Raw genomic sequence first — 26,571 nt, 5'->3', positions numbered from 1 at the left:
GCCGGCGCATGCCGGTGGTTCCAAGCCTGTGCCAATCTTTGCTTGCCAAGGCAGCGATACCTTCCTCTAATGTGTAACTGAAAAGAAACATGTTAGAGGGTTGGGATGCTTGCAAAACAATTTTGGCGCCTGTTGCTGGCGAGCGTAGCTGTGCTTGGGCTGTTGGGATGCTCTTCTGGGATCTACCACCAGCAGCAGCTGATCCAGTTCGGGGCTGATCCAGTGCCCGGAAAAAAGGGCGCGCAGCTTGCGGCCAGCTTAGGCCCCAGGACGCATGCGATCTTTTTCGACGGCACCGCCAACGATGCGGAGAGCAGCACCAACGTGAAACGGCTGCACTCGATGGTGTCGCTGCAGGACAAACCCCATTTATCCACCTTGTACGTGGAAGGCGTGGGCGTCGGCAACGATGCCTTTGGGGCAGGCCTGGGCCTGGGGGCGCAGAGCAGGGTGGTGCTGGCCTACAACTTCCTGCTCAACAACTACCGTGCGGGAGACAAAGTCTACATTTTTGGCTTCAGCCGCGGTGCCTACCAGGCGCGGGTGCTGGCGTCCATGATGCAGTACGTGGGCCTGCCCGATGCACCGCCGCAGCTCACTCTCGCCGCCGATTTGACACCCCGCACCTTCTCGGAACAGGTCCAGTACGCCTCGGCGATGTATGACGAGATGCGCGAGGCATTTCTGCACCGTCGCTACCCCTGCACCATAGCCCGCGTGCGCGGCGGCCCGAACTCCGATGGAACCACGGCCTATAAGTCCCGCCCGGTAGCGGTGCTCGGCCTGTGGGACACCGTGGGCGCACTGGGCGGCGGCGTGTCTGGCTGGCCCGCACGGCTCCTGCACAAAGGCGACATACGGGCACTGCACGTTGACATCGACGAGCCCAACCAGAGGTACGGCGATCAGTTGCACAACGTCGAGAACGTGCTGCATGCCGTGTCGCTGGACGACAACCGGGAGTGGATCTTCACGCCCCTGCTAGTCACGCGCCAGCACCTGGTGGGCAACAAGCGCCTGCCTGAGCGCACGGATCCACTGGCCAAGATATACGACAACTGCGCAAGCGGCACCCCCGCGACCGTGACCCACAGTGAACTGCAAGGAGAGCCCAAAAGGATCGAAGAGGTCTGGTTTCCTGGTGCCCACTCGGACGTGGGAGGGGGCTATGTAGGGTCGGACCTATCGGGCCTGAGCCTGAACTGGATGATCACCATGCTGGAGCAGGTTGAAACTGGGATCGAGGCCAGGTTCCGCTTGCTGCCAGCGGGCACCAAGGTCAGAGAAGACGTCTATGGCAGCAGCCACGACCCGGAGGCCAGCATGTCTGCCATGTACCACCGCATCAACCGCAATCTGGCCGCCTATGCCCTGGGTCAGGCCAAGGCATGCAGTCTGGCGGGTGATCCGGCGGCCTGTGGCGACGCAGGGGTGCATGAGCCCATGGCGCAGTTTGCCGGGCAATTGTGCATGCACCCTAGCGTGGCCAAGCGCCGCGTGGCCATGCCGCCACGCGCCAACGAAAACCGGTACCTGGACCTGCGCCACACGGGCTCTTTTTGCGTGGCGCCAGACACGGAACTGGCCAACCCTCCCGTCTTGCGGCAGGTGTTTGTTCCCCCCGGGGCTCTGTGCCCTGTTGGAGCGGCCCAAGTCAAGGTCAGGCAATGGAGCCCGACCAGCAAGACCTGTGAAGACATGCCGCAAGGCCCTGCCCAGTGACCACCATGCCCATCAAGACCTTTTGTCTGCACACGCGATCCGGCCTGGCCGCACTTTCCATCGGCGCACTGGCTTTGCTGGCGGGCTGCGGATCCAACGGATTCGATGAGCATCGCATCGACCAGCCGTTGCCTTTTGCGTCGGTATGGGAAACCGACCCACGCATGCCGCCGTGCCGGAATCTGCCAGGCAACGTGAAACCGGCGCCAAGAGACCCACCTAAAGGCAATCCTCAATTCGAGGTGCCCCTTTTGCATGGGCTTGAGGAAGGATCAAGTTGCTGGTTTGTCGTGCAATCGGGTGTCCATCCTGAAGAAACTGGCAATGGAACCGGCCTCATGCTGGTGCCGAATGGGGCTTACAGGATTTTCGTTCCTGAGGCTGCGTCACGCACCCTGTATGACAAGGGGCGCAAGACGCCGGCACCACAAGGGGACACAGGTAGTCTCATTGCCCGATTGATGGGGAGCATGAAAATAACCAAGAAGGAAAACTGGTTTGCCCTGATGGCCACTGCCAGTGAAAGCCGCCATACAAAGCATGTGCTCAGTGGCTCGCGGCTCGCGTGCATGGCGGGGGAGTTGTCGCTCCATGTGAATGATGCATACCACTTCTATGGCAACAACTTCGGTAACCTGCTCGTGGTGATCAAGCGCGAGAGCGGCAGCACTGAAATGCTGTGCTCCGCCACGGGAGTGCCTTGATTCCCGCAGGGGCTGCGACTTCGCTCCTGAGGCCATCGCCCTGCAGGTCAGGCCCTGGGAAGTAAGTGGGCCGCCAAGGGGGCGGCGCCAGGGCAGCGGCGGAAAGGGCTCTACTGCTTGCCGCTTCGCCGCTTCTTCTCAAACGCCACGCACTCCGGCACCGACAGCAGGTCGTTGCTGTCCGCATCGGCCGCGTCGTAGTAGGCCATGCGGGCCTCCACCACTTCCTTGAACGACAGCTTGCCATCCCCGTCCTTGTCGGTGGCCGTCAGGCGCTTGATGCGGCCCTTGCCCATGCGCGGCACGTGGGCCAGCTCGGCCAGGACGACATGGCCGCTGGCGTCGGGCCCCAGGCTGTGCCAGCTCTGCACGATGTCCTGGTGGAACTCGTCGAGCGACACGTTGCCATCGTGGTCCAGGTCGGCCGCCGTGCAGATGGCCTGAAGGCGCTCGCCAGGGGAGCGGCCCGAGCCCTTCTTGTGGGCGTGGGGTGCTGCTGTGGCGGGCTTGGCGGCAGCGGGTGCCTCAGCGGTCTGGGCGGTGGCCGCCGTTGCAAAGGTCAGGCTGCAGGCCACTGCGCAAAGCAGGGGTACAAATCGGTTTTTCAGTGTCATGAGGTGATCCTCTTGGCTGTTGCTGCTTAGATCGTGAAGGCCGCTGTGGAGCGGCTGAAAAAACTCAGCGAAACGGTTCTGGCGGTGTGCTGTCCCGCAAATGGATGCCCGGATAAAACCGATGGATTTCGCGCCAGGGCCAGGCGCAAACCGCAGCGATAGCCGTAGCTATCGCGAGGATTTGCAACGCCGCCATGGCGTGAAAGACTCGGTTTTATGGGCATGTATTTGCGGGACAGCGCACCAAGCGCTGTGTCGCAGGCAGTACGAGTAGTACGACAAGACACAGCAACAACGCCAGAAGAGTTTTTTAAGACGCTCCTACCACCACCAGCGCTGGCTGGGGCTGCGATTGCACTGCCACACCATGGCCGGTTGCCCCTGGCGAATCTGGCCGTCCACCACGTCCAGGCACTTGCCGGACAGCTGGCTCACGATCTGTCCGCCGCGCGTCGTCCAGCTTTGGCTGGGGGCACCCGAGCACGACCACAGCACCACCCGGGCGCCGTCGCGCGGGTCGCCGCGCTCCACGTCCAGGCAGAAGTCGCGCACGCGGATTTCGCCGCCGCGGCCTACGCGAAAGCGCTGCGAATCGGTGCCGTTGCAGGCAAACACCTGCAGCGCGTTGCCGGGGCGGAAATTGCCCTTGCTCACGTCCAGGCACAGGTTGCCGTTGACGCGGATCTCGCCACCCCGGCCGCCGCCACCACCATTGCCGTAGTCCGGGTAGTCCGGCCGGCGGTCGTTGTCGTGCTTGTTGTGGTTGGCCAGCAGCGCAATGCCGGCAATCGCGGCCACGGCCGCGACGGCTGCGCCTGCGTTGTTGGAGTTGTTGTTATTGCCTTGGGCGTAGCTGCGCGTGACCTTGAAGCGCCCGCCGCAGCCGCCATTGGTCCACAGCTCGCGGTTGGTGAGGTCGTAGCCCCAGGTGCGGTTGAAGCGGCAGGCGCCCTGGGTCTGCTCGGCCAGGTCCACCTGGGTCACATCGTCCGCCAGGCGGGCCGAGGTGTAGCCGCCGTCGGAGCGCAGGTCCACGAACTGGTCCTGGGCCTGCGCGGCCTGGGTGGCCAGCATCAGCGGCACGCACAGCAGCCAGGCGTGCCTTGGGCGGGTCGGGTGCTTTTTCATGGTTTCTATCCTCCTTGTTGCAATGGGTTACTGCAATCGCGCTGGCTCGCCCCGGGGCGGGCCGGCATCTCTTCGTCGGCATTATGGATGCTTGCCGTGTCGCGCCGGCGCAGGCCGGGCCACCACTTGGTAACTATCATGGTTCAACGCACACCCGAGGTCGTTCAACCATGCTTGCTTTCGCTGCCGCCCTGATCTGGCTCACCGGCCTGGCCCACTCCATCCTGGGCGAGCGCTACATCCTCGTGCGCCTGCTGCGGCGCGCGGACAGCCTGCCCAAGCTGCTGGGCAGCACGGCCTTCACGGCCGGCACGCTGCGCTTTGCCTGGCACCTGACCACGGTGGCCTGGTGGGCCCTGGCGTACCTGGTGTTTGCGCTGGGCCATGGCCCGCTGGGCCGGGACGAGCTGCTGCTGGTCATCGGCATCACCGCCCTGGTGTCTGCCGTCTTTCCGCTGGTTTTCACGCGGGGCAGACACCTGTCGTGGGTGGTGTTTTTGCTGGTGGGCGGGTTGGTGCTGGCGGCGCGCGGGCCTTTCAGAGACCCAGGGCCGGATGGGTGCCGGGCCCGTCGCTGGTGGAAAACGGCGCTGCCAGCGTCGGGCCTGCCATTTTTTGTGGTGCCGTTGTCATACGAAGGTGCTAAAAAATGGCACCGACAGGAGGGCGTATGGGCATCCAACTCGCAGATCTCGAAGCCGCGGCACGGCGATTCCAGAGCTTCCAGCAGGCGCAGGTCGCTGCGCCCATCGAGCAGGTGGTGCAGGAGCGCCTGAAGCTCGGTGTGACCAATGCCCACAGGTTCACCTCCAAGTCCGAGCGCCTGGGGGTGCTGGCGAATGCCGCTTTCAAGGCGCGGCTGGCCGAACCCCCGGTTCCCGATGCGCCACCGGCTGAGCTGCCGCCTTTGCTGGCAGCCGATATCGCAGGCCAGGAGATCGCGTTTGGCGACAACGATCTGCGCCCCATCCGCTACCTGCACATCGCCTTGCTGGCGGCACGTGCGGTGGGCAAGATCACCGTGCGTGGAGTGGTCGACGAGGAGGGCGATGCCACGGGCTTCCTGGTGGCACCCGGGCTGCTGTTGACGAATTGGCATGTACTCAAGTCGGTGGACTACGCCGTGGCATCCTTCGTGTCGTTCGACTACGAAGACGGGCTGGACGGCAAGCCCCGCACCCCCAAGCTGTTCGATCTGAATCCTGCGGAGCTTTTTCTGGCGGACAAGGACCTGGACTATGCGTTCGTGGCCGTGGCGCCAGCCACCGGGCAGGGCGAAGCCTTGAGCGACTTCGGCTACCTGCGGCTTTTTGAGGAGACCGGAAAGGTCGACCCCAACAGGCGCCAGGCGGCCAACATCCTCCAGCACCCGCTGGGCCAGGGCAAGAAGATCGTCATCCGCGACAACTATTTCATGGAGCCCCCCAAGGACCGCATCGCAGGCAGCGCCGACCAGAACTCGCTGTACTACGGCTCGGACACCTTGCGCGGCTCGTCGGGATCACCTGTCTGCACCGACGAGTGGTTCGTGGTCGCCCTGCACCGGGGAGGGGTGCCCAGGATCGAACTGGTGAATGGCAAGCCCACCGTCATGCGCCGCGACAACACGCCCGCGCGCCAGGGAGACTCCAGGGCGGCCATTGCCTATGAGACGAACGAGGGCACGCGCATCAGCCGCGTCTTTGCGTCACTCAAGGACAAGGCCGCCGCCCAGGGCGCCGACGCCGCGCCTGCGCAGGCCATCCTGTCCCGAGTCCGCGCCGTGGCCAGGGACCCGCTGGCCGGGCCGGTGCAGATGGCCACTGCGGTGCTGGGCATTCCCCAGCCGCTGTCCGACGCGTCGGGCGGCACCGAGGAAAAGCTGGTTCGCCGACCGCTGGCCTTCTTTGATGGCGCCACGGGCTATGACCCCCATTTCCTGGGCGCAGGCATCGAGGTCCCGCTGGCACACATGTCCTACGAGGTGGGCCGCGCCACCGCGACCCTGATCGACAGCGACGAGCGCGAGCTGAAGTACCGCAACTACAGCGTCTTCATGCACGCCAGGCGCCGCACCGCCATCTTCGCCGCAGCCAACGTGGACGGAAAGCTGCTGTGGAAGAACGTGATGGACGGGAAGATGCCCAAGCGACCGGCCTGGACCTTCGACCCGCGGATGGACGACCGGTACCAGCCCGACGATGCGATCTTCAGCAACGCCATGCAGCGTGGCCACCTCTTCAAGCGAGAGGACGCCGTGCAGGGCGAGGATGAAGACCAACTCGACCAGGCGGACAAGCATTCCTTCGTCATCACCAACGCCACGCCCATGATCGGCAACTTCAACAACGTGGAATGGGGCGACCTGGAAGACCTGATCTCGGACCACCTGCAGGCTGGCCACAGGGTGTCGTACTTTGCCGGCCCCATCTTCGATGTGGAAGACAAGTTCTTCAACGAGCTCAAGGCCGGCGTACCTGCGGCCCAGCGCCGCAAGGGCATGCGCGTGCCCACGCGCTTCTGGAAGGTGGTGGGTTGGGTGGAGCGCGGCCAGCTCAAGGCTGCAGGCTTCATCCTGGACCAGTCCGACGAGATCCGCGAGCACGGCCCGATCACCGAAGAAATCGATTTCGGAGCCTACCAGCAGACTTCCATCGCCACCATCGAAGAGCGCACGGGGCTGTCGTTCGCTGTGCTGGCGGCAGCCGACACCTACCGTTAGAGCCAGGCTCTTTTTGCGGGTGCGACGCCACGTCTCGGGTGTGTCAGATTCCCGGATGGCCTGCTCAAAGCCGCCTCGTGCTCACCAGCGAGCAGGCTGATCCCTGCACCGTCACTTCCCCTTCGAACCTGGCGGTAGGCCTCCATGCTCCGGCCATTGCCGATTCCCCCATCAAGCCCTGCCATGTCCACCGAATGCGCACCGGGGCCTGCTGCGCCGCCTGCGCCAGATCGGGGAAGGCGCGCGACAGCGAGATCGTTCCTTCGGCACTGGCTGAAGGCATGACCCTGACAGAGCCTGAGGGAGGTGCGTACCCCCCTGCGACAGGCCCTTTCAGCGGCTGTGCATTCGCACCCTGGCGTTCTGCCGTGATGCGCAGGCTGCGCAACGCCGCTGCCCAGGGCGCCGTATCGCCCGACACCCAGACCGTGCGCTCGCTGCGGTTGCGCAGCCCGAACACCAGGTCGATGCCGGCCGTGCCGGCAACGCAGCGGGTGTGCAGCTCCAGGATGTTCGCGGGCATATCGGCGGCAAGGGCGGCGAGGGCTGCGCTGGCGGGAAGGGCCAGCGCAGCCATTGCGAGCAGGCGCCCTGCCTTGGGTGGAATCGTGGAGCGTGCCATGGTCTGGAATGCGTAGGTACTGGAGCATTGTGCCGGGTATCTGGACCAGGCGGTCATGTCACAAAGTCAACCGCCACCCCGTCACCGCCTCCTGCTCCCCCACCAGCTCCATCCCCGCCACACCCGCCTGCACGATGACATTGCGCCGTGTCACGTCGCAGGTATTGGCCGGCCCGCCGTGGATCACCTTGGGGTGGATCAGCACCAGATCGCCTGGCCCGCACTCGGCCGCCACTCCATGGTGCGCGGCATACGGGTGCTTCGCTCCACCGCGCTTTTCCGCAATGGCGTACCCATCATCCACCCGATGGCTGCCCGGCAAAAACCGCGTGGCGCCGCCATGCTCGGCCATGCCATCCAGGCAGACCATCACGCGCAGAAAGCGTGAATCCGTGCCGCTCAGGTAACCGTTCGGAAAATCCCGGTGCCAGCCGATGGCGCGGCCAAAGCGCGGGTGCTTGGTGGTCGCGTTCATGAAGTGCGCAATCAGCTCCGTGCTGCGCAGCGCGAGGGTGCAGGCGTGTACCAGGGCCGGCAGGCGGAGCAGGGCGCTGAACTGCGGTGCGTAGCGGCACAGGTCGCCCAGGATGAAGATCGCATCGCCGACCTCGGTGGCCGAGACGCCTTTGCGGCCCGCGTCGGGCAGGTCCTTCTCGTACGCCAGATCGCGTGCCTGCTCTGCGGCGCTGCATTGGCGCGCCGCCTTTTCGGCGCTGGCGAGCCATTCGCCCATGGCGGCGAGCAGGTCCGCAGGCACGGCATCGCGCACCACGCCGTAGCCGCAGGATTCATAGCGTTGCAGATCAAATGGCATGGGGGGTGTGTTGCGGGCGTATTCCTTGGCAGGTAAGAGTGTCGACGCCATGAATTGAGAATTGTTCTCAATTATAATTTCTGCGACACCCCAACCTTCTTCGCCCATCCCTGCCGCATGAGCACAGCTGACCCAGGCCTGGTTCACCACCACCACCACGACCCGCACACGCTGTACAGCCACCACCACGGCTGGCTGCGCGCGTGGCTGCAGCGGCGGCTGGGCTGCAGGGACGAGGCGGCCGACCTGGCGCAGGACACCTTCGTGCGCGTGCTGCTGCGCCCCCAGGCACTGCAGGGCCTGCGCGAGCCGCGCGCCTACCTCACCACCATCGCCAAGGGCCTGGTGTCCGACCTGTGGCGCCGCCGTGCGCTGGAGCATGCCTATGTGGACGCGCTGGCCCTGATGCCCGCGCCGCTGGCACCGTCGCCCGAAGAGCGCGCGCTGGTGCTCGAAGCCCTGCACGAGATCGACGCCATGCTCGATGGCCTGGCGCCCAAGGCGCGGCAGGCATTCTTGCTGTCGCAGCTGGAGGGCCTGGGCTATGCCGAGATCGCACTGCAGCTGCAGGTGAGCGAGCGCACCGTCAAGCGCTATATGGCCCAGGGCTTCGAATGCTGCCTGCTGGCCATGGAATGAATGAGCCATGGGCCGCAGCACCTCCGCCAACCCTGACGACATCCCCGGCCGCGCCGCCCTGCGCGAGGCCGCGCAGTGGCTGGTGCGCCTGAACTCCGGCCAGGCCCGGCCCGGCGACTGGCAGGCCCTGGCCGCCTGGCGCGCGCAGCATGCCGCCAACGAGCAGGCCTGGCAACGCGCCGAACGCCTGTCGCGCACCTTGGGCGCCGTGCCCGCAGGCCTGGGCCTGCCGGTGCTGGCCCGCGCCGAGCGCACGGCCGCCACCAACCGCCGCGCCGCGCTGCGCGTGCTGGCCCTGGTGGGCACCACGGCACCCGCCGCTTACCTGGGCTGGCGCCACATGCCCTGGCCGCAGTGGACGGCCGAGCACCGCACTGCCACGGGCGAGCGGCGCAGCGTGACGCTGGCCGATGGCTCGCAGGTGCTGCTCAACACCGCGAGCGCGCTCGACGTGGCCTTGGGCGCGAATGAGCGCCTGCTGCGCCTGCGTGCCGGCGAGGTGCTGGTCACCACCGCCGCAGATGCTGCCGCGCGCAGCTTTCGCGTGGAGACGCCCGGCGGCTGGCTGCGCGCCCTGGGCACCCGCTTTGCCGTGCGCCTGCTCGATGAGGACACCGTGCACCTGGCCGTGGCCGAAGGCGCGGTAGAGGTCACGCCGCGCCATGGCGCGCCACAGCGCGTCATCCAGGCGGGCGAGCAGTGCCGCTTCACCGCCAGCGGCGTGCAGATGCCCACCGCGCTGGGCGAGCAGGCCCTGGCCTGGGCGCAGGGGGTGCTGTATGCCGATGGCATGCGCCTGGACGACTTTGCGGCAGAGCTTTCGCGCTACCGCCCGGGCATCGTGCGCTGCGATCCGGCTGTGGGGGCGCTGCGCATCTCGGGGGCGTTTCAGCTGCAGGACACGGAGTACATCCTGGCCATGTTGCGTGAGACGTTGCCGGTGCAGGTGGTTACGCGCACCAGGTACTGGGTGACGCTGGTGCCGGTTTGATGCTTTGATGGCATGCCATGCCGGGCGAGGCGAGGCGGCGGGAGCGATGGTGATGGTTGCTTCGGCTCTTTTGCTGAGGGCGGAGGCCGGGATGTGCGCCCGGCGGCGCAGTAACTTTCTCTTGCGTCGCCAAGAGAAAGTCACCAAAGAGAAGGCGACCCCCAGTCTGCGTCCCCCGTTCGCCCTGTCGGGCGAACGGGGGCAGCCTGCGATGCTCGGAACTGGGGTGGTGCCGATGAACTCGCTGCGTTCTTCGAACTCCGCTCAAACAGCATCGGCAAGCCAGAGCACGAAGTGCGTGTGTCCTGCGGCACGCGCACCCACCCCAGCCCCTGCGCTTCTCGGCGCAGCCAGCAGGGGTGGGGAGCGGGTACCGCACGGCTGCTGTTTTCGCAGCTGCGCCTGGGGTCGGTTCGCGCGGCGCGCTGCCGACGGGTTGAGCGCAACCGCTCTGCTCATGCCGAGCGCAGCGACGGCGCACCGGGCCGAGCGAAGCAATGGCCCGTATGGAGCCCGCACCCACCCCCTTCTGACCGTGCCGAGAAGCGCAGGGCCTGGGGTGAGCGCGTGCCGAAGGACACGCGCCTCGTCATCTGGCTCGCCGAAGCTGTTTGACCGGAGCTGCCTCGCAGAGGCAGCGCAGGGAGTTCTTCGGCGTCACCCCAGGACCGAGCATCGCAGGCTGCCCCCTCGCCACCGGCGAGGGGGACACGGGCAGCGGGGTCGCCTTCTCTTTGGTGACTTTCTCTTGGCGACGCAAGAGAAAGTTACTGCGCCGCCGGGCGCACACCCCGGCCTCCGCCCTCAACGAAAGCACGCAGCAACCATCGCAAGCACCATCAATGGCGCACTGCCAACGAGCTCCCGCCCCCACCCAAAGCACGCAGCAACCATCGACGACCAGCGACTGCGGCACCATCTACCAAACCCACCTCGAAATCAATCGTTGGCCCTGAACCCCGTAGCCTTCACCAACCCCGCCCACCGCACAGTTTCCGCAGCGATCGTGCGAGCGAATGCATCGCCGTGCTCAGTGGGCACATCAAAGCCCTGCGCATCGAGCTTGCTGCGGTAGTCCGGCGCCGACTGCGCCTTCACAGTCGCGGCCTCGATGGCGTCCAGCACCGGCTTGGGCGCGGCGCTGGCGGCCAGCAGGCCGAACCAGATGGTGGTGTTCAGGTCCTTGTAGCCCAGCTCGGCCAGCGTGGGCACCTGGGGCATGTGGCGCGAGCGTTCGGGGCTGGTCACGGCCAGCGCGTTGAGCTTGCCGGCCTGCACCTGGGGCAACGCGGTCTGCATCTGCGCAAAACCCACGGGCACCTGGCCACCGACCAGGTCCACCACCTGCGGTGCCGAGCCCTTGTACGGGATGTGCGCCATGTCGGTCTTGAAGCGCTCGTTCATCTGAAAGCCCAGAAAGTGCGAGGGCGTTCCCGGGCTGTACGAGCCGTAGGACACCTTGCCCGGGTTGGCCGCCGTCCACTTCACCAGGTCGGCAAAGCTGCGCGCCGGCACCGAGGGGTGGGCCACCAGCACCAGCGGTGCCTCCACGCCCTTGGCGATGGGGCGAAAGTCCGCCGGCCTCCAGCGCAGGCTGGCGTAGGCACTGGGGTTGATGGTCACCATGGCCTGCGTGCCGATCCACAGCGTGTGCCCGTCCGGCGCGGCCTTCTGCACGTATTCGGCACTGATGTTGCCGTTGGCGCCGGGCTTGTAGTCCACGATGAAGGTGCCGCCCGTCACCTTGCCCAGCTCGTGGGCCAGCGCACGTGCATAGGCGTCGATGGCGCCGCCCGGCGGCGTGCCCACGACCAGGGTCACGGGGCGGCTGGGCCAGGCGGGTTTGGCCGTGTCCTGCGCATGGGCGGGTGCAGCCAGTTGCAAGGCAAGCAGGGACGACGCTGCTGCCAGGGTGGCGGGGCGCAGTGCGCCACGCCGGGTACCCGACTGCAGGCATGGATGGGTGAGGGTCATGGTCTTGTCTCCTTGGGTATTGTTTTGAGGGCTGTGTCGGCTTTTGTTTTTCTGTCTGCCTACCTGCGCGCCTGCCTGCCTATCTCTGCGGCATGTCCTTGGCCGAATAGCCCAGGCTCACGGTGGCATCGGCCGGTATCTCGGGGATGGAGGCATTCCATGCCAGCCAGTCGTCGCGCATCTGCGCAAAGCGTGCGGGCTCGTGCTGGGCCAGGTTGGCGCGCTCGCGCGCATCGTTCTCCAGGTGGAACAGGTACTCGTGTTCGTCCACCTTCAGGTACTTCCACGGCCCCCGGCGCAGGGCGCGCTGGGTGCGGTGGTTCATGCGCCAGTACAGCGGCCGCTCGAACGTGTCCGCCGGGTCGCGCAGGATGCGGGCCAGCGACACGCCGTCCAGCGGGTACTGCGGGTGCGGCACGCCGCCGCCCAGCTCCAGCAGGGTGGCAGACCAGTCCATGCCCATGCACTGCTGCGCGCTGGTGCCGCCCGCTGCGATCACGGCCGGCCAGTGGGCGATCCACGGCACGCGGATGCCGCCCTCGGTCAGGTCCATCTTGCCGCCCACCAGGGGCCAGTTGTCCGAAAAGCGCTCGCCCCCGTTGTCGCTGGTGAAGACGATCAGCGTGTTCTCCAGCAGGCCCTCGGTGCGCAGCGCGGCCACCAGCCGGCCGATGCCTTCGTCCATGTGGTGGATCATGCGGCGGTAGGTCTCCACATTGCCGCCGTGCAGGTGGAACAGGTTGTCCTTGACCTGCGCCGCCAGGGCCGCGTCGTCGCGGGTCTCCCATGGCCAGTGGGGGGCCGTGTAGTGCAGGCTCAGAAAGAAGGGCTTGCCCGCCCGCGCGCCCTCGGCCATGCGGCCCACATGGCCAACGGCCCGGTCCGACAGCAGGTCCGTGAGGTAGCCGGGCTCGTGGTGCTCCTCCTCGCCCAGGTACAGGTCGTGGTCGCCCCGCCCGGCGCAGTGGCTGAAATAGTCCACACCGCCGGCCATCACGCCATAGAACTCGTCGTAGCCCGAGCGCAGCGGGCCAAAGCTCGGCGGGTAGCCCAGGTGCCATTTGCCGATGAGGGCCGTCGCGTAGCCCGCCTCGCGCAGCAGCGAGGGCAGGGTGGGCAGCTCGGGCGGCAGGCCCAGCACGGTGCTGCCCTTGCTGCGGCTGTTGATGGGCTCCTCCATGCCGGCGCGCACACGGTACTGGTAGCGCATGGTGGCCAGGGCCACGCGCGTGGGCGAGCACACGGGCGAGTTGGCGTAGCCCTGCGTCAGGCGCAGCCCGCCGGCGGCCAGGGCGTCGATGTGGGGCGACACCGCGCCGAACTGCGCCTGGCGTCCGCCATAGCAGCCCAGGTCGGCAAAGCCCAGGTCGTCTGCCACGATGTAGATGATGTTGGGTTGCATGCCCCTGACGTTAGCGGCAGCTCCATTCTTTGTAAAATTGAAATTTGGGTGTTTCAACTTAAATAAATCTATGGACCCCCGCCATCTGCTGCAACTGTCCGCCATCCTGGAATGCGGCTCCATCAGCAAGGCCAGCCAGGTGCTGCACCTGACGCAGCCCACGCTCACGCACAACATGCAGGCCCTGGAGTCGCGCGCGGGCGGCCAGCTGTTCGAGCGCAGCCGCTTCGGTGTGCGCAGCACCGCGCTGGGCGAAGTGCTGGCGCGCGAAGGCCGGGCCATTGCGCGCAGCGTGCGCGATGCCGAGGAGGCCTGCGCCCGCCACCGCGGCGGGTTTCGCAACACCATCCGCCTGGGCACGGGGCCGCTGGTAGGGGCCGCGCTGGTGCCAGGCCTGGTGGCCGGGCTGGCCGCCGTGGCGCCGGGCCGCGCCTTCTCGGTGCAGAGCGACCGCCCGCACCTGCTGGTGGACCAGTTGGTGGACGGCCGGCACGATCTGGTGATCGCCCCCTCATGGCTGGACAAGCCGCCTGCAGGCATCGAACGCTTCTTGCTGGTGCACGACACGGTGGGCGTTTTCTGCGGCCAGGCGCACCCGCTGGCGCGCACAGGCGTTCTGGCCGCGGGCGGCGATGTGGACTGGCTCGGCATGGGCACGGCGTCCCCGTTCGATGCGCCCGTGCGCGACATGCTGCGCGAGGCCGGGGTGGAGGCGCGCCATACCGAGGTCACCGTGATGGGCGATGCCCACATGGTGCTGGAGATCCTCTCCAAGGGACGCCACCTGTCGGTGCTGCCGCGCTATCCGCTGGGGTTTTTGGCGCCTTTCTACGGCCTGGTCGAACTGGCCCTGCCAGTCGCGGTGGTACCGCCCCCGCGCGACATCTACCTGTGGTGCCGCAGCGCGCTGTTGGAAGATGCCTCCATGGTGCTGGTCAAGGACTTCATCCTTGCGCAGGCGAGCGGGCGTTTATGAGGGATCGCTTCGGGTGGTGGTGATGGGTTTTTCGTTGTCTGTTTTGGTTGCGTGCCTGGGTTGAGGGCGGAGGCCGGGGTGTGCGCCCGGCGGCGCAGTAACTTTCTCTTGGCCGCCAAGAGAAAGTCACCAAAGAGAAGGCGGCCCCCAGTCTGCGTCCCCCGTTCGCCCTGTCGGGCGAACGGGGGCAACCTGCGATGCTCGGATCTGGGGTGGGCGTCGCTGAACTCGCTGCGTTCTTCGAACTCCGCTCAGACAGCAGCGACGAGCTAGACAACGAAGTGCGTGTGTCCTTCGGCACACGCACCCACCCCAGCTCCTGCGCTTCTCGGCGCAGCCAGCAGGGGTGGGGAGCGGGGACAAACACGGCTGCTGCTTCGCAGCTGCGCCTGGGGTCGGTGACGCGCGCGGTGCGCGCTGCCGACAGGTTGGGCGCGATCACTCTGGCGAGCCGAGCGCAGCGAGGCAGTTGGGGCCGAGCGAAGCAATGGCCCGAGTGGAGCCCGCTCCCACCCCCTTCTGACCGTGCCGAGAAGCGCAGGGCCTGGGGTGAGCGCGTGCCGAAGGACACGCGCCTCGTTGTCTGGCTCGCCGAAGCTGTTTGACCGCAGCTGCCTCGCAGAGGCAGCGCAGGGAGTTCTTCGGCGTCACCCCAGGACCGAGCATCGCAGGCTGCCCCCTCGCCCCCGGGCGAGGGGGACACGGGCAGCGGGGTCGCCTTTCTTTGGGGTACGTTTCTTTGGCGACGCAAAGAAAGGTACCTCGGCCGCCGGGCCGAGACCCGGCCTCCGCCCTCACCCAAAGCACACAGCAACCATCGCCCAAGGACCAGGACCAGGGCCACTGGACCTGCACCCCCCACCTGTGGCAGACTGCCCGACCCAGCTCCGTCACACCCCCTTCGGGAGACCAGCATGATGACCATTCCGAGCCCCGCCGCCGCCGCGCCAGCCGCAGCACCAGCCCTTCGCGAAATCCTCATGGTCACGACCACGGTCGCCACCGAAGCCGAAGCCAAACGCCTCGCCCACGCGGTACTGCACGCCCGCCTGGCCGCCTGCGTGCAGGTGGAGCCCATCACCGCCTACTTCCACTGGGAAGGCGCCCTGGAAGAATGCCGCGAACTGCGCGTGGCCTGCAAGACCGCCGAGAGCGCCATGCCCGCGCTGATGGCCCTGCTGCGCAAACAGCACCCCTACACGCTGCCCCAGCTGGTGGTGCAGCCCGTGCAGGCTTCGGCCGAATACGGCTGCTGGGTCGATGAGCAACTGATGCAGCAGCAACAGCAGCACCACCAACAGCCCGCCCGCCAGCCCGCGATGGCCATGGCCTGAGAGGCTCGGGCTCGGGCTGGGGCAGGGCGCAGCAGCGCCCGCCCACGGAGACACAGGCGAGTCACCGCTGGCGCCGGCAATCCCGGCCGGACAGACTTGCCATGCGCGCGCGCCGCAAAAATTTCTTCCCCAACCGTGTCCCTTTTTCCGCGGCCATTCGGCAGGTATCGGAAGGAGCAGCTTGACCGGCTGATGCGTCAGCCCCACCCACCCGTGGGCGGTCCGCCTCGCTCCCCTGTGTCAACCACCAACCGATGCCAACCCGAGGAGAACGCGCATGGCGCCCGTTATGTTGCGCAGCACGCCGCTGCACCAGGATGATTCAGCCCTGACCACCCGAGCCACGCCGCTGGCCCGCGCCGCGCACGCGCTGTGCATGGGGATCGCCATCGCGGCTGCTGCCACAGGGGCCGCATCCACGGCCCGGGCCCAAGGCGCCGCGCCCACCGCGCCAGCGCAACGCGCCTACGACATCCAGCCCGGCCCGCTCGGCCCGGTGCTCTCGCGCTATGCCGGCGCAGCCGGCGTCACCCTGTCGTTCGAGCCCGCGCTGACCGAAGGCCTGCGCAGCCCCGGCTTGCAGGGCAGCGTGGCGGCGGTGGAAGACGGCTTTGCGCGCCTGCTGGCCGGCAGCGGGCTCGAAGCCGTGCCGCGCAGCGGCGGCGGCTATACGCTGCGCCGAGGCACCCCAGTGCCTGCGCCGGCGGCAGGTCGCACATCATCTTCGTCAGACACCCAACTGCCGGCCGTGCGCGTGACCGCCGAGCGCGAGGCCGCCTGGGGCCCCGTGGAGGGCTACCGCGCCACGCGCGGTGCTGGCGCCACCAAGATGGACGTGCCCGTGCTCGAAACTCCGCAGCAGGTCTCCACCATCGGCGCCGCGCAGATCCGCGACCAGGCCATCTCCAGCGTGGCCGAGGCCGTGCGCTACAGCGCAGGCGTGCGCCCGGCGGACTACGGCATCACCGACGACGACGTCTCCATCCGCGGCTTCTACCTCACCGGCACCGGCCTGTACCGCGACGGCATGCGCCTCATCCACAACGGCTTCATGACCAACCTGGAGCCCTATGGCCTGGAGCGGCTGGAGGTGGTGCATGGCCCGGCCTCGGTGCTCTACGGCCAGTCGGCCCCGGGCGGCCTCATCAACGCCGTGACCAAGCGCCCGCGCGCCGGCATGCAGCGCGAAGTCGGCGTGGAGCTGGGCAGCCATGAGCGCCGCCAGGCCGCAGCCGACATCGGCGGTGCGCTCAACGAACAGGGCACTGTGCTCGGCCGCCTCACCGTGCTCCAGCGCGAGGCCGGCACCCAGTGGGACGGGCTGCGCAACGACCGCACCTACGTGGCCCCTGCGCTCACGCTGCAGGGCGAGCACACCACGCTCACGCTGCTGGCCCACCACCAGGAGGACGACACGGGCTACATCATTCCCTACTACCGCAACACACCGTTCGGCGCGGCCAGCGAGCGCATCAACGTCAACGGCCCGGGTTCGGGCCACCACAAAGAGGCCTGGTCGCTCGGCTACCTGCTGGAGCATGCGTTCAGCGACAGCCTGACCGTGCGCCACCACCTGCGCTACCTCGACGGCAGCAACCACCGCCTGGAGATGCGCAACCGCGGCCTCATGGCCGACCAGCGCAGCATGGCCCGCCTGGCCATGGTGCGGCCCGACGCCGAAAAAACCCTGGTGATCGACACCCATGTCGAGGCGCGCCTGAAAAGCGGTGATGTCTCGCACCAGCTGCTGGCCGGGCTCGACTACTACCACTCCAGGCTCGACTGGCGCATCCACTCGCTCAACGGCGCCGTGGCGCCCATCGACCTCGTGAACCCCGTGTTCGTGCAGCCCGACTGGGGCAACAACTACCTGAGCGACCGCGCCCTGGCGCGCAACACCCAGGTGGGCCTGTACCTGCAGGACCAGATCAAACTGGGCGAACGCTGGGTGTTCAGCCTGGGCGGCCGCTACGACACGGCCCGCATCGACACCAGGTACGACGCGCGCCTGACCGGCGACGCCCCCTTTGCCACCACCGTGGTGGACCGGCGCGACAACGCCTTCACGGGCCGCGCGGGCGCCATCTACCTCGCTCCGAACGGCTTGGCACCGTACGTGAGCTTCAACACCGCCTTCCAGCCACCGCTGACCACGGTGACGGCGGTGGACGCCAATGGTGCGCCCTACGAGCCCGAGACCGCGCGCCAGGCCGAGGTGGGCGTGCGCTACGCACCGCAAGGCGCTGGCTACACGCTGAGCGCCGCCGTGTTCGACCTGCGCAAGCGCAATGTGCGCACCCCCTCCACCATCAACCCGCGCTTCGACGTGCAGACCGGCGAGGTGCGCAGCCGCGGGCTGGAGCTGCAGGGCTCGGGCGACGTGGGCGGGGGCTTCTCGGTCATCGGTGCCTACACCTACCTCAATGCCAAGGTCACGCGCAGCAACAATGCGCTCGAAGTCGGCGAGCGCCCCGGCGCCACGCCCGAGCATGTGGCATCGCTCTGGGGCAAGTACCAGCGCGGCCCGCTGGAAGTGGGCCTGGGCATGCGCCACATCAGCGCCACGGTGGGCGAGCTGCGCGTGGCGGCCGGCCCCATCCCCACCAACGACGGCTACACCCTGTTCGACGCCATGGCCGCCTACGACGTGGGCGCCTGGCGCATGTCGCTCAACGTGAGCAACCTGGCCGACAAGCGCTACCGCACCCAGTGCAACACCTTCCGCGGTGGCGCGGAGTTCTGCGCGCTGGGCTTTGGGCGCGAAGTGCGGGTGGCGGCAGCGTACCGGTTCTGATTCGAGTGCGGGAAGAGGAGGGCGCCTGCCGCTTTCATTTCCCGCTGCATTGAAGCGCCATGCGCAAACTGCTGGTACTCCTGCACCGCTGGGCCGGCCTGTTCATGGCCGTGTTCCTCACCGTGGCCGGGCTCACGGGCTCCATCATCGCGTGGGAGCACGAGCTCGACCGCTGGCTCAACCCGGGCTTTCACTACGCATCGCCGTCGGATGCGCCACTGCTGCCCTCCACCGAGGTCGCACGCCGCGTGGAGGCCGCGCACCCAAAGCTGCAAATCAGCTTCATGCCCCTGGCCGCCGCGCCGGGCCAGACCCTGGTGATGATGGTGGCGCCGCGCATGGATGCCGCCACCGGCCAGCCATACGTGCTCGCCTTCGACCAGATGGCCGTGCACCCCGCCACGGCCGCAGTGCAGGGCACGCGCACCTGGGGCCAGGCATCCCTCGCGCGCGAGAATGTCGTGCCCTTCATGTACAAGCTGCACCACACCCTGTTCCTGCCGCGCGCCTGGGGTGTGGACTGGGCCGTGTGGTTCCTGGGCGCGGTGGCCATGCTCTGGGTGGTGGACTGCTTCATCGCGCTGTGGCTGGCCTTTCCGCGCTGGCGCGCCTGGCGCAAATCCTTCACCTTCCGCTGGTCGCGCGGTGCGCGCACCCTCAATTTCGACCTGCACCGCTCCGGCGGCGTGTGGGTCTGGGCGCTCATGCTCATCCTGGCCGTCACCTCGGTGGCCATGAACCTGCACGACGAGGTCATGGAGCCCGTGGTCAATGTCTTCTCGCGCACCAGCGCGAGCCCCTTCGACGAGCGCCCGCGCCGTCCGCCCGCGCAGCAGGCGCCGCCCCCGGTGGACCGGGCCGAGATCGTCGAGCGGGCCCGGGCCGAAGGCCTGCGCCGCGGCTGGCCCGACCCGCCGGGCTTTCTCACCTATCGCCCGGCCTTCGACCTCTACGGCGTGGACTTCTATGTGCCCGGCACCAGCCGCCCCGGCCTGGGCCCGCCGCGCCTGTACTTCGACGGTGCCACCGGCGCCCTGGCCGGCCAGCGCGTGCCGGGCGAGGGCACGGCGGGGGATCTGTTCATGCGCCTGCAGTTCCCCCTGCACTCGGGCCGCATCGCGGGCCTGCCGGGGCGCATCCTGGTCACCGTGCTGGGCCTGGCGGTGGCGCTGCTCAGCGTGACGGGGGTGGTGATCTGGTGGGGGAGGCGGCGGGCCCGGGCAGCGCAGGGCAACCCCGTGACTGCCCGGGAGCGGGCCCTGGAATGCAGCAATTGATTTGGTAAGTATTCATTCTGTTATAGAATGAAACGATTCTCACTACGGCAGCTGCCGTAGCACCAGCCAGCGCCAGAGGCCTCCCCCGGCCCGGCAGTGCGCCGCCCCAAAGGGACGGTCCGCACCTGCGCCAGCCAATCGCTCTTCCCCACCCACCGCCTGCTCCGCGGCTGCCTTGTGCGCAGCCGGGGTCGCTGGCCTGCGTGCGCGCGTTCGCTGCGCGGCAGGGATGGGGACATCTTCAACCGCTCTTGCATGACCCAAGCCTCTGATGACGATGAAGCCTTCTTCCCCATCCCCTCTGACCCCCGCGCCTGTGGCGCTGGCCGTGATGGCCTTTGTGACGGCCATGGCCGCCATGGGTAGCACCACCGCCCGCGCACAGACGGCAGAACCTGCCTCCGCCAGCAACGCCACCACCTCCAACCTTCCCCCGGTCACCGTGCGCGCCCAGCAGGACCGCACCAGCACCGAAGGCACCGAGCGCTACAACAGCACCCAGGCCACGGTGGGCAAGGCGGCGGTCGAGCTCAAGGAGATCCCCCAGTCCATCAGCGTGGTCACCCAGCAGCGCATGGAAGACCAGAACATGCGCAACGTTGAGGAAGTGCTGGAGCAGACCGTGGGCTATGTCTCCGAGCGCTTCGACAGCGAATCGGCCTCGTACTCGTCGCGCGGTTTCGCCATCAACAACTACATGATCGACGGCGTGCCGGCCCCTGGCACCGCCGCCGCGTGGGACTCCGTGCTGTTCGACCGGGTGGAGCTGCTGCGCGGCCCCTCGGCGCTGTTCAGCGGTGTCTCCAGCTCCGGCGGTGCCGTCAACCTGGTGCGCAAGCGCCCGCAAGATACCTTCCAGGCGCGCGGCGCGGTGCAGTTTGGCTCGTGGTCCACCAAGCGTGCCGAGGTCGATGTGACCGGCCCGCTCAACCAGGCCGGCACCATCCTGGGCCGCCTGTCGGCTGCCAAGCAGGAGGGCGGCACCTACCAGAGCGGCGCCCAGCGCGACCGCTATGCGATTGCCGGCTCGCTCGATTTCAAGCTCGCGCCCACCACCAGCCTGCTGGTCGGCGCGCACGCGCAGAAGGTGGACGGCTGGCTCACCGGCGGCCTGCCTTCGTACACCACCGGCGCGCTGCTCGACGTGCCGCGCTCCACCTGGCTGGGCGCGGACTGGAACCGCTCCGAGCAGGACGAGAAGTACGTGTACGCCGAACTCACGCACCGCTTCAACGACGACTGGCGCGCCCGCCTGCACTGGAGCGGCTACCGCAACGACCAGGCCACCAACTACCTGTACCTGCCCAACGGCCAGGTCACGCCCACCAACGGCCGCACCAGCCTGATGCTGTGGTTCAACCAGACGCGCATCGAGCAGAACGTGCTGGACGCCAACCTCACCGGCAGCTTCAACGCCCTGGGCCGCAAGCACGATGTGGTGGTGGGTGCCGACTGGCGCCGCAACACCAATGCCTCCATCTCGGGCCGCTATGCCAACTACTACGTGCAGGACGTGTATGCGCCCGACCACTCGGCCGTGCCGTACCCCGATCGCCCGGCCACGGCGCGCTCGCAGTCCGAAACCTCGCAGTACGGCCTGTACGGCCAGACCCGCCTGCGCATCACCGACCCGCTGACCGTGGTGCTGGGCGCCCGCGTGAGCTGGTACGACACGCAAAGCCGCAACCTGCTGCCCACCACCGGCGCCTGGACCACCAGCCAGGTGGACCACAAGCTCAGCCCCTATGCCGGGTTGACCTATGCGTTCACGCCGCAGGTCTCGGGCTACGTGAGCTACAGCGACGCCTTCACGCCGCAGACGCAGCTGGCCTTTGGCGGCGGCGTGATCGACCCCATCGTTGGCAAGCAGCTCGAAGTGGGCGTGAAGGGCGAGTTCTTCGACCGGGCGCTGACCACCAACGCCGCCGTCTACCGCATCCGCGAGGTCAACCGCGCGCAGGCCGACCCGGTCAACACCGGCTTCTCCATCGCCCAGGGCGAGGTCGAAAGCAAGGGCGTGGAGCTCGAAGCCTCGGGCCGCATCACCAAGCAGTGGAATGTCTACGCCGGCTACGCCTACAACGAGAACCGCTACGTGCGCGACACATCGAGCGGCGGCCTGCCGCTCAACGCGCTCACGCCGCACCACAGCGTCAAGCTGTGGTCGCAGTACCGCTTCAACGAAGGACTGCTCGACGGTCTGAGCGTGGGCGCGGGCGTCAATGCCTACAGCAGCGCCAGCGGCGGCAACGCCACCACCAACACCCACCGCCCCGGCTTCGGCGTGGTGAACGCCGCCATCAGCTACCGCATCGATCCGCGCTGGAGCATAGCGCTCAACCTCAACAACCTCACCGACAAGGTCTACTGGCAGCGCGTGTACACCACGGGCCGCAGCAACTTCTTCGGCGAGCCGCGCAATGCGAGCGTGACGCTGCGGGCGAGTTACTGATCGGATGTGAGCCCCTCAGGTCGATAGCGGAAGGCCCCGGCTGGCGCTGCAAAGCGCCCGGTTGGGGCTTTTTGCGTTGCGCGGGCTATCGCCCTGTCCATGGTGGCGGCTTCGTGGACAAGCGCCTCGTCCGGCGTTCTGTTTGCGCACAAGTGCATGATTTGAAAGGAAAAACAGTCTGATTTACAATGAGCCACATGGACATCCAAGGCCGCATACTGCAATCGATCCGCCCCCGCCGCGACGGTCTGTTGCTCCGCTCTGACCTGAAGGACCTGGGCAGTGACAGCCAGGTGTCTGCGGCGCTCAACGGGCTGTGCCGCAAAGGCCTGATCCAGCGCATCGGTCGTGGCGTGTATGCCCACCCGGCAAAGCTTGCCATGTTGGGCGAACAGGCGCTCCTTGAGAGCGCGCGCGCACGGCAAATCCAGGCGCGCCATCAACTGGCGGTGCAAGAAAAGCGGCAGGCGCGGGCCATCACGCCCACGGCGCGCCATGTGATCGCACTGGCCAAGCGCCTGGGCATTGCCTATGTGCCGACGTTCAGCGATCGGTGGGCGGCGGCCGTCACCGAGTTGGCAGGAGACGAAGTCTCCAGCGATTCCACGGACGACCTGCTGGTGGCGCTCACCCGCGCAGGCAAGCTCTCTGCGGGTGACATGGCCCGGCTGGTCATGGAGCACCATCGCACGCTCAAAAAAGCGCATGTTTGACCCGTTTGGCGATTTCGAAACCGCAGGCTATCTGCACAACACGGGGGCGGAAAAGGACCTTGCCATCGTCCATGCGGTTGAGCATGCGCTTTTCAGGGCGCAGCTTCCTTCGGCACTGGCGTATCTGGCGCAGTGCAAGCGCATTGGCTACAGCGATTTTCTGGCCGTGCATCGGCTGCTGTTCGAGGCGCTCTACCCGTGGGCGGGCAAAGACCGTGCCGAGTTGATGCCGGAGAAGGCCATCATCAAAGGGGCTGTGTATTTTTGCCATCCACAAGACTGCCGGCGTGCGGTCGAGGATGGGCTGGCCCGTGGGCAGGACAAGACGCAGATGCGTACCCGCCCCGGGTTCATCATGGGCCTGTTCGCCTATGGCCATCCCTTTCTCGATGGCAACGGCCGGACCATGCTGCTGGTCCATGCCGAACTGTGCTTTCGGGCAGGCATGTCCGTTGACTGGAGCCGCACCCGAAAAACCCCTTACCTCCAGGCACTTGCGCGCGAGATCGAGGATCCCAATGCAGGCCATCTGGATGCCTATCTGGCGCCCTTCATCGGCCGGCCCATAGCGCGTGGGCAATGGCAGACCGCCGTAGCGGCCCTACCCGGACTCGATGGTCTGGGCGCCCACGAGGATGCAGTGGCGAGGTACGCCGACCCGCAGGTCGCCGATGGATACGCCGCTTTTGAGCGCAGGCGCGGGTACCGCTCGGCGTGAGCGATGGACTTCTGCTGCGGGGCAGCAGAAGTCCTTCACCCTCACACCGCCGAGCAGCTGAAGCTCTCCGCCTTCGCCGGGTCGCCCTTGCCGTCGAAGCGCGGGAACTTCGGGTACTCGCACACCGGGCGCTGCAGCACCGGGATCTGCCGGCCGGCGCGCGGGTCGGCGGGCTCGTAGCGCGTGGCCACCAGCCTGTCGGGCGCGGTGCCGCGCTCCACCCAGGCATCCATGGCGGCCAGCAGGTCGATGCTCACCGGGTCGGTGCCCGGGCCGTCGAGGTTGTGGCCGTTGGAGGGCGAAGTCAGCATGCGCGCAAAACCCTGCACCTTGCTGGCACCCAGGCGCTGGCGCACGCTGTCCAGGTACTCGGCCGTGCGGTACACCGACACGCAGGCATCGCCCATGCCGTACCAGATCAGCAGCTTGCCGCCGTTGTCGGCAAAGGCCGATATGTCGGGGTTGGTCGCGTCGATCATGTTCGCCAGGCGCAGGTACGACGCCTGGTAGCGGGTGGGGTCGTGCTGGAGCAGGTCGGCAGCGGGGTTGCCCTCGACCAGGCGTGCGGCTGCGGAAACGGCCATGTAGTTGAACGAATCGCGCGCCTCGAAGCTGGGGCCGAACACATAGGCCTCCCAGTCGGATGTGGCGGCACCGCCGCGGCCAAAGCCGGGGTAGCCGCGCGCGCCCTGTGACAGGGTCACCGGCACATCCTTTTGCGCATAGATCAGCCGCACCGATTCGATCTGCCCGGCGGTCAGGCAGCTGTCGCTGTCGGCCCCCTTGCACAGCAGCTCGGTGGGCACGTAGTTGCAGGCCGCCACGTTGCCGATGATGCCGTCCGCCAGGCCGTCCAGCGCGTCGCAGGCCGCAGTCTCGGCCCGGGCGTACAGCGCGATCTTGGCGGGGCTCAGCCAGTTCTCGGGTTTGGAGAAGACGTGGCGCAGCAGCGTGGGCCCCAGGTTGGCCTGGTGCGCCTGCTGGCTGATGGCGGGCTCCATGGCCACCACGCCGTCATAGTCCTTGGGGTAGTTCTGCGTGGCGGCCAGGGCCGAGCGCCCGCCGTTGGAGTGGCCGATGTGGTAGCGGCGCGTGGGGCGCTTGCCGTAGAAGTCGCTTGCGATGGCCGTGCCCACCTCCAGCACGAAGTGGTTGGCGTCGAAGGCATGGTTGCGCAGCGCCACATCGCTCGCGCCCCAGGCAAAGCCCGGTGCCAGGTGGCCCGAGTCCGAGCTCATCTTCACATACGTTTGGGCCGACGCGCCGATGATGTGCTGGTACCACGGGTCGTCCGTAGGGATGAAGCCGTCGAACGCGCCACCGCCCACTGTCAGCGTCTTGCCATTCCACACCGTGCCGGCCGGCAGCTCCACCGCCCAGTGGATGGTGGACTGGGGCGACGAGACGATCTCGCCGCGCACGATGCACACCTCGGGCAGCAGGCCCTCGGCCGCGCGCAGCTCGGTGCGGGTGATCGTGGCGCCATGGGGCAGGGTGGCCGTGCGGTAGGTCGGGCAGGCCTGGGCCAGCGGCTGGCTGGCGGCGGGGGCGCTGCTGTCGCTGCCGCCGCAGGCGGTGAGGGCAAGGGCGGTCAGGGTGGCGGCGAGCAGGGCAGGGCGGCCGCTGGCTGTGCCGGCGGTCGGTGGGATCGAAAACATGGAATGCGTCTCCTGTTGTTGCTTGGTTCTTCCGAAGCCTTGGGGCTCCGGGCGCAACGATAGGGACGGGTGGGTGTTTTGACGCCTCTGCAAATGCAGAGGGCCTGGGAAAGTACTAGGCACCCCCTGAGTCGCTTCGCGCCTTCCCCCTGGAAGGGGGACGCCCCCGGTGCGGCGGGGCGGCCCTTGCACGGGGGCACTGGCCTCGGTAGTGCCAGTGCCCACGAAGCGCGCCTTTCAGCGCAGCCCTGATGTCACTGCCGGCGCAGCGCGGCGACGAGTTCCACCTTGTTGCGCACCCCCAACTGCGCATAGGCGCTGCGCAGGTAGGTGCGCACCGTGGCCGGTGTCAGGCCCAGTGTGGCGGCAATGTCCTTGTACGAATGGCCGTGCGCGTACAGCGTGGCCGCGCTCAGTTCGCGCGGGGCCAGCGGCGGCTTGCTGGCGTGGGGCGACGGAATGCTGATCGCCAGCAGCGGCCCACAGGCTTCCAGCCGCAGCCGGCAGGCGCGGCCCAGCAGCAGGCTGCCCGGCAGCGTGGCGGGCATGGCCGCCAGCAGTGCCGGGGGCAGGGCGGTGCCCGACCAGTCCGGGTAGGCCGCCTGCAGCGCCAGCCCCACGCGCAGGCCCACGAAGAGCAGTTGGCCGTCCGCATCGGCCAGTGCATAGCTGTCCCACGGACCGTTGCCTGCGGGCGCCGTCTGCAATTGCTCCAGCCGGTGCTGCCAGTGGCCCAGCAGGTGCGGCACGAACTCGCCGAACAGCACCGCCTCCTGGTCCGTGAAATTCGGTCGGCCCGGGCCGCGGTACATGCTCACGAAGAACATCAGCCCGCTGCGCGGCATGGCCACCGTGACCGCCATGCAGTGGTACAGGCCGTGGCGCCGGCAGAAGGCCTCGATGTCCGGCGGTATCGCCACGCCCGGCTGCGCGGGCAGGTCGTCGGCACTCTCGCGCAGCACCACGCCCAGCCGGTCCATGGACTGCTGGGCGAACACATCGGCCATGGCCAGCGCATTCCACTCCGTGGCAAAGCCCTTGGCCAGACCGATGCTGCCATGCAGCCAGTTGCGCGGCGGCGCATCGGCATGGCCGGGCGACACCTCGCCCCACCAGGCGGTATCGAACCCGACCAGGGAGGTGCGCAGGGTCTCCAGTGCCTCCTGCAGCAGGGCCTGCGGCGGCGTGGTGCGCGCCACGGCGGCCAATTGCAGCAGGCTGGCGCTCAGCGCGCGCAAAGGCTCGAAGACCGGCGCGGAATGTCCTGCCGTGCGCGGGGTGGCGGTAGGGTGGGCCTGCATGGTGGCGCCTGTCTCCTGGGATGTGGTTGTGCTCGTT

21 protein-coding genes are annotated in these 26,571 nt (G+C 67.7%); 13 read left to right on the top strand and 8 right to left on the bottom strand.

Annotated elements, in window-relative coordinates:
* The first annotated feature begins 105 nt into the window (after positions 1–105).
* Positions 106–1,722, top strand: coding sequence for a DUF2235 domain-containing protein (locus U5N23_RS16425; RefSeq protein ID WP_322593849.1), 1,617 nt, complete (start codon positions 106–108; stop codon positions 1,720–1,722).
* Between the two features lie 5 nt (positions 1,723–1,727).
* On the top strand, positions 1,728–2,426 hold the full coding sequence (locus U5N23_RS16420; protein ID WP_322593848.1) for a hypothetical protein: 699 nt from the start codon (positions 1,728–1,730) through the stop codon (positions 2,424–2,426).
* 110 nt (positions 2,427–2,536) lie between these two features.
* On the opposite strand, the gene U5N23_RS16415 is transcribed toward U5N23_RS16420, so the two are convergent.
* A complete protein-coding gene (locus tag U5N23_RS16415; RefSeq protein ID WP_322593847.1) occupies positions 2,537–3,040 on the bottom strand; it encodes an EF-hand domain-containing protein in 504 nt (167 codons plus the stop codon).
* A gap of 321 nt (positions 3,041–3,361) precedes the next feature.
* A complete protein-coding gene (locus tag U5N23_RS16410) occupies positions 3,362–4,168 on the bottom strand; it encodes a lectin (protein WP_322593846.1) in 807 nt (268 codons plus the stop codon).
* 14 nt (positions 4,169–4,182) lie between these two features.
* On the opposite strand from U5N23_RS16410, the gene U5N23_RS16405 reads away from it, so the two are divergent.
* Both U5N23_RS16405 and U5N23_RS16400 read left to right on the top strand, forming a co-directional pair.
* On the top strand, positions 4,183–4,944 hold the full coding sequence (locus tag U5N23_RS16405; protein ID WP_322593845.1) for a hypothetical protein: 762 nt from the start codon (positions 4,183–4,185) through the stop codon (positions 4,942–4,944).
* Positions 4,839–6,869, top strand: coding sequence for a DNA/RNA non-specific endonuclease (locus U5N23_RS16400; RefSeq protein ID WP_322593844.1), 2,031 nt, complete (start codon positions 4,839–4,841; stop codon positions 6,867–6,869). Before U5N23_RS16405 ends, U5N23_RS16400 begins: the two co-directional genes overlap by 106 nt.
* A gap of 64 nt (positions 6,870–6,933) precedes the next feature.
* Here the strand turns inward: U5N23_RS16400 and U5N23_RS16395 are convergent, their stop codons facing one another.
* Together U5N23_RS16395 and U5N23_RS16390 are read right to left on the bottom strand one after the other, a co-directional pair.
* The gene (locus U5N23_RS16395; RefSeq protein ID WP_322593843.1) at positions 6,934–7,548 is read right to left on the bottom strand and encodes a hypothetical protein; all 615 of its coding nucleotides are present in this window, start codon (positions 7,546–7,548) and stop codon (positions 6,934–6,936) included.
* Between the two features lies 1 nt (position 7,549).
* On the bottom strand, positions 7,550–8,305 hold the full coding sequence (locus tag U5N23_RS16390) for a phytanoyl-CoA dioxygenase family protein (protein ID WP_322593842.1): 756 nt from the start codon (positions 8,303–8,305) through the stop codon (positions 7,550–7,552).
* 117 nt (positions 8,306–8,422) lie between these two features.
* On the opposite strand from U5N23_RS16390, the gene U5N23_RS16385 reads away from it, so the two are divergent.
* A complete protein-coding gene (locus U5N23_RS16385; RefSeq protein WP_322593841.1) occupies positions 8,423–8,944 on the top strand; it encodes a sigma-70 family RNA polymerase sigma factor in 522 nt (173 codons plus the stop codon).
* A 7-nt stretch (positions 8,945–8,951) separates the two neighbouring features.
* Positions 8,952–9,935, top strand: a complete 984-nt coding sequence (locus U5N23_RS16380; RefSeq protein WP_322593840.1) for a FecR domain-containing protein — start codon at positions 8,952–8,954, stop codon at positions 9,933–9,935.
* Between the two features lie 939 nt (positions 9,936–10,874).
* Here U5N23_RS16380 and U5N23_RS16375 read toward each other — a convergent pair.
* On the bottom strand, positions 10,875–11,909 hold the full coding sequence (locus U5N23_RS16375; RefSeq protein ID WP_322593839.1) for a tripartite tricarboxylate transporter substrate binding protein: 1,035 nt from the start codon (positions 11,907–11,909) through the stop codon (positions 10,875–10,877).
* Positions 11,910–11,988: 79 nt separating this feature from the next.
* Positions 11,989–13,311: a sulfatase gene (locus U5N23_RS16370; protein WP_322593838.1), complete on the bottom strand. Its 1,323-nt coding sequence runs from the start codon at positions 13,309–13,311 to the stop codon at positions 11,989–11,991.
* A gap of 70 nt (positions 13,312–13,381) precedes the next feature.
* Between U5N23_RS16370 and U5N23_RS16365 the strand changes: the two genes are divergently transcribed.
* The 7 genes from U5N23_RS16365 to U5N23_RS16335 all read left to right on the top strand — a co-directional run bounded on the left by U5N23_RS16365 (position 13,382) and on the right by U5N23_RS16335 (position 23,575).
* On the top strand, positions 13,382–14,287 hold the full coding sequence (locus U5N23_RS16365) for a LysR family transcriptional regulator (RefSeq protein ID WP_322593837.1): 906 nt from the start codon (positions 13,382–13,384) through the stop codon (positions 14,285–14,287).
* A 914-nt stretch (positions 14,288–15,201) separates the two neighbouring features.
* Positions 15,202–15,621, top strand: a complete 420-nt coding sequence (cutA, locus tag U5N23_RS16360) for a divalent-cation tolerance protein CutA (protein ID WP_322593836.1) — start codon at positions 15,202–15,204, stop codon at positions 15,619–15,621.
* 277 nt (positions 15,622–15,898) lie between these two features.
* The gene (locus U5N23_RS16355; protein WP_322593835.1) at positions 15,899–18,415 is read left to right on the top strand and encodes a TonB-dependent siderophore receptor; all 2,517 of its coding nucleotides are present in this window, start codon (positions 15,899–15,901) and stop codon (positions 18,413–18,415) included.
* A gap of 59 nt (positions 18,416–18,474) precedes the next feature.
* On the top strand, positions 18,475–19,692 hold the full coding sequence (locus U5N23_RS16350; RefSeq protein ID WP_322593834.1) for a PepSY-associated TM helix domain-containing protein: 1,218 nt from the start codon (positions 18,475–18,477) through the stop codon (positions 19,690–19,692).
* Positions 19,693–19,969: 277 nt separating this feature from the next.
* Positions 19,970–22,144 (top strand): TonB-dependent siderophore receptor, encoded by a 2,175-nt coding sequence (locus tag U5N23_RS16345; RefSeq protein WP_322593833.1) that lies wholly within the window; start codon positions 19,970–19,972, stop codon positions 22,142–22,144.
* 197 nt (positions 22,145–22,341) lie between these two features.
* Positions 22,342–22,857, top strand: a complete 516-nt coding sequence (locus U5N23_RS16340) for a type IV toxin-antitoxin system AbiEi family antitoxin domain-containing protein (protein ID WP_322593832.1) — start codon at positions 22,342–22,344, stop codon at positions 22,855–22,857.
* A complete protein-coding gene (locus U5N23_RS16335; RefSeq protein ID WP_322593831.1) occupies positions 22,850–23,575 on the top strand; it encodes a Fic family protein in 726 nt (241 codons plus the stop codon). The genes U5N23_RS16340 and U5N23_RS16335 overlap by 8 nt, the downstream gene beginning before the upstream one ends.
* A 41-nt stretch (positions 23,576–23,616) precedes the next feature.
* Here U5N23_RS16335 and U5N23_RS16330 read toward each other — a convergent pair whose 3' ends face one another.
* The gene (locus U5N23_RS16330) at positions 23,617–25,233 is read right to left on the bottom strand and encodes a tannase/feruloyl esterase family alpha/beta hydrolase (RefSeq protein ID WP_322593830.1); all 1,617 of its coding nucleotides are present in this window, start codon (positions 25,231–25,233) and stop codon (positions 23,617–23,619) included.
* A gap of 254 nt (positions 25,234–25,487) precedes the next feature.
* Positions 25,488–26,534, bottom strand: coding sequence for a helix-turn-helix transcriptional regulator (locus U5N23_RS16325; RefSeq protein WP_322593829.1), 1,047 nt, complete (start codon positions 26,532–26,534; stop codon positions 25,488–25,490).
* Positions 26,535–26,571 lie beyond the last annotated feature (37 nt).

It is taken from the genome of Acidovorax sp. (genome assembly GCF_034519795.1).
Classification (GTDB): Bacteria; Pseudomonadota; Gammaproteobacteria; order Burkholderiales; family Burkholderiaceae_C; genus Acidovorax.
Note: the sequence above shows the minus strand (reverse complement) of the source record. Positions and strands in the feature narration are given on the sequence as shown.

Coding starts and splice junctions, on each gene's coding strand:
- U5N23_RS16415 (WP_322593847.1), bottom strand. CDS start 3,040: ATGACACTGAAAAACCGATTTGTACCCCTGCTTTGCGCAGTGGCCTGC.
- U5N23_RS16345 (WP_322593833.1), top strand. CDS start 19,970: ATGAAGCCTTCTTCCCCATCCCCTCTGACCCCCGCGCCTGTGGCGCTG.
- U5N23_RS16365 (WP_322593837.1), top strand. CDS start 13,382: ATGGACCCCCGCCATCTGCTGCAACTGTCCGCCATCCTGGAATGCGGC.
- U5N23_RS16385 (WP_322593841.1), top strand. CDS start 8,423: ATGAGCACAGCTGACCCAGGCCTGGTTCACCACCACCACCACGACCCG.
- U5N23_RS16420 (WP_322593848.1), top strand. CDS start 1,728: ATGCCCATCAAGACCTTTTGTCTGCACACGCGATCCGGCCTGGCCGCA.
- U5N23_RS16400 (WP_322593844.1), top strand. CDS start 4,839: ATGGGCATCCAACTCGCAGATCTCGAAGCCGCGGCACGGCGATTCCAG.
- U5N23_RS16325 (WP_322593829.1), bottom strand. CDS start 26,534: ATGCAGGCCCACCCTACCGCCACCCCGCGCACGGCAGGACATTCCGCG.
- cutA (WP_322593836.1), top strand. CDS start 15,202: ATGATGACCATTCCGAGCCCCGCCGCCGCCGCGCCAGCCGCAGCACCA.
- U5N23_RS16330 (WP_322593830.1), bottom strand. CDS start 25,233: ATGTTTTCGATCCCACCGACCGCCGGCACAGCCAGCGGCCGCCCTGCC.
- U5N23_RS16395 (WP_322593843.1), bottom strand. CDS start 7,548: ATGACCGCCTGGTCCAGATACCCGGCACAATGCTCCAGTACCTACGCA.
- U5N23_RS16380 (WP_322593840.1), top strand. CDS start 8,952: ATGGGCCGCAGCACCTCCGCCAACCCTGACGACATCCCCGGCCGCGCC.
- U5N23_RS16355 (WP_322593835.1), top strand. CDS start 15,899: ATGGCGCCCGTTATGTTGCGCAGCACGCCGCTGCACCAGGATGATTCA.
- U5N23_RS16375 (WP_322593839.1), bottom strand. CDS start 11,909: ATGACCCTCACCCATCCATGCCTGCAGTCGGGTACCCGGCGTGGCGCA.
- U5N23_RS16390 (WP_322593842.1), bottom strand. CDS start 8,305: ATGCCATTTGATCTGCAACGCTATGAATCCTGCGGCTACGGCGTGGTG.
- U5N23_RS16350 (WP_322593834.1), top strand. CDS start 18,475: ATGCGCAAACTGCTGGTACTCCTGCACCGCTGGGCCGGCCTGTTCATG.
- U5N23_RS16340 (WP_322593832.1), top strand. CDS start 22,342: ATGGACATCCAAGGCCGCATACTGCAATCGATCCGCCCCCGCCGCGAC.
- U5N23_RS16425 (WP_322593849.1), top strand. CDS start 106: ATGCTTGCAAAACAATTTTGGCGCCTGTTGCTGGCGAGCGTAGCTGTG.
- U5N23_RS16335 (WP_322593831.1), top strand. CDS start 22,850: ATGTTTGACCCGTTTGGCGATTTCGAAACCGCAGGCTATCTGCACAAC.
- U5N23_RS16410 (WP_322593846.1), bottom strand. CDS start 4,168: ATGAAAAAGCACCCGACCCGCCCAAGGCACGCCTGGCTGCTGTGCGTG.
- U5N23_RS16370 (WP_322593838.1), bottom strand. CDS start 13,311: ATGCAACCCAACATCATCTACATCGTGGCAGACGACCTGGGCTTTGCC.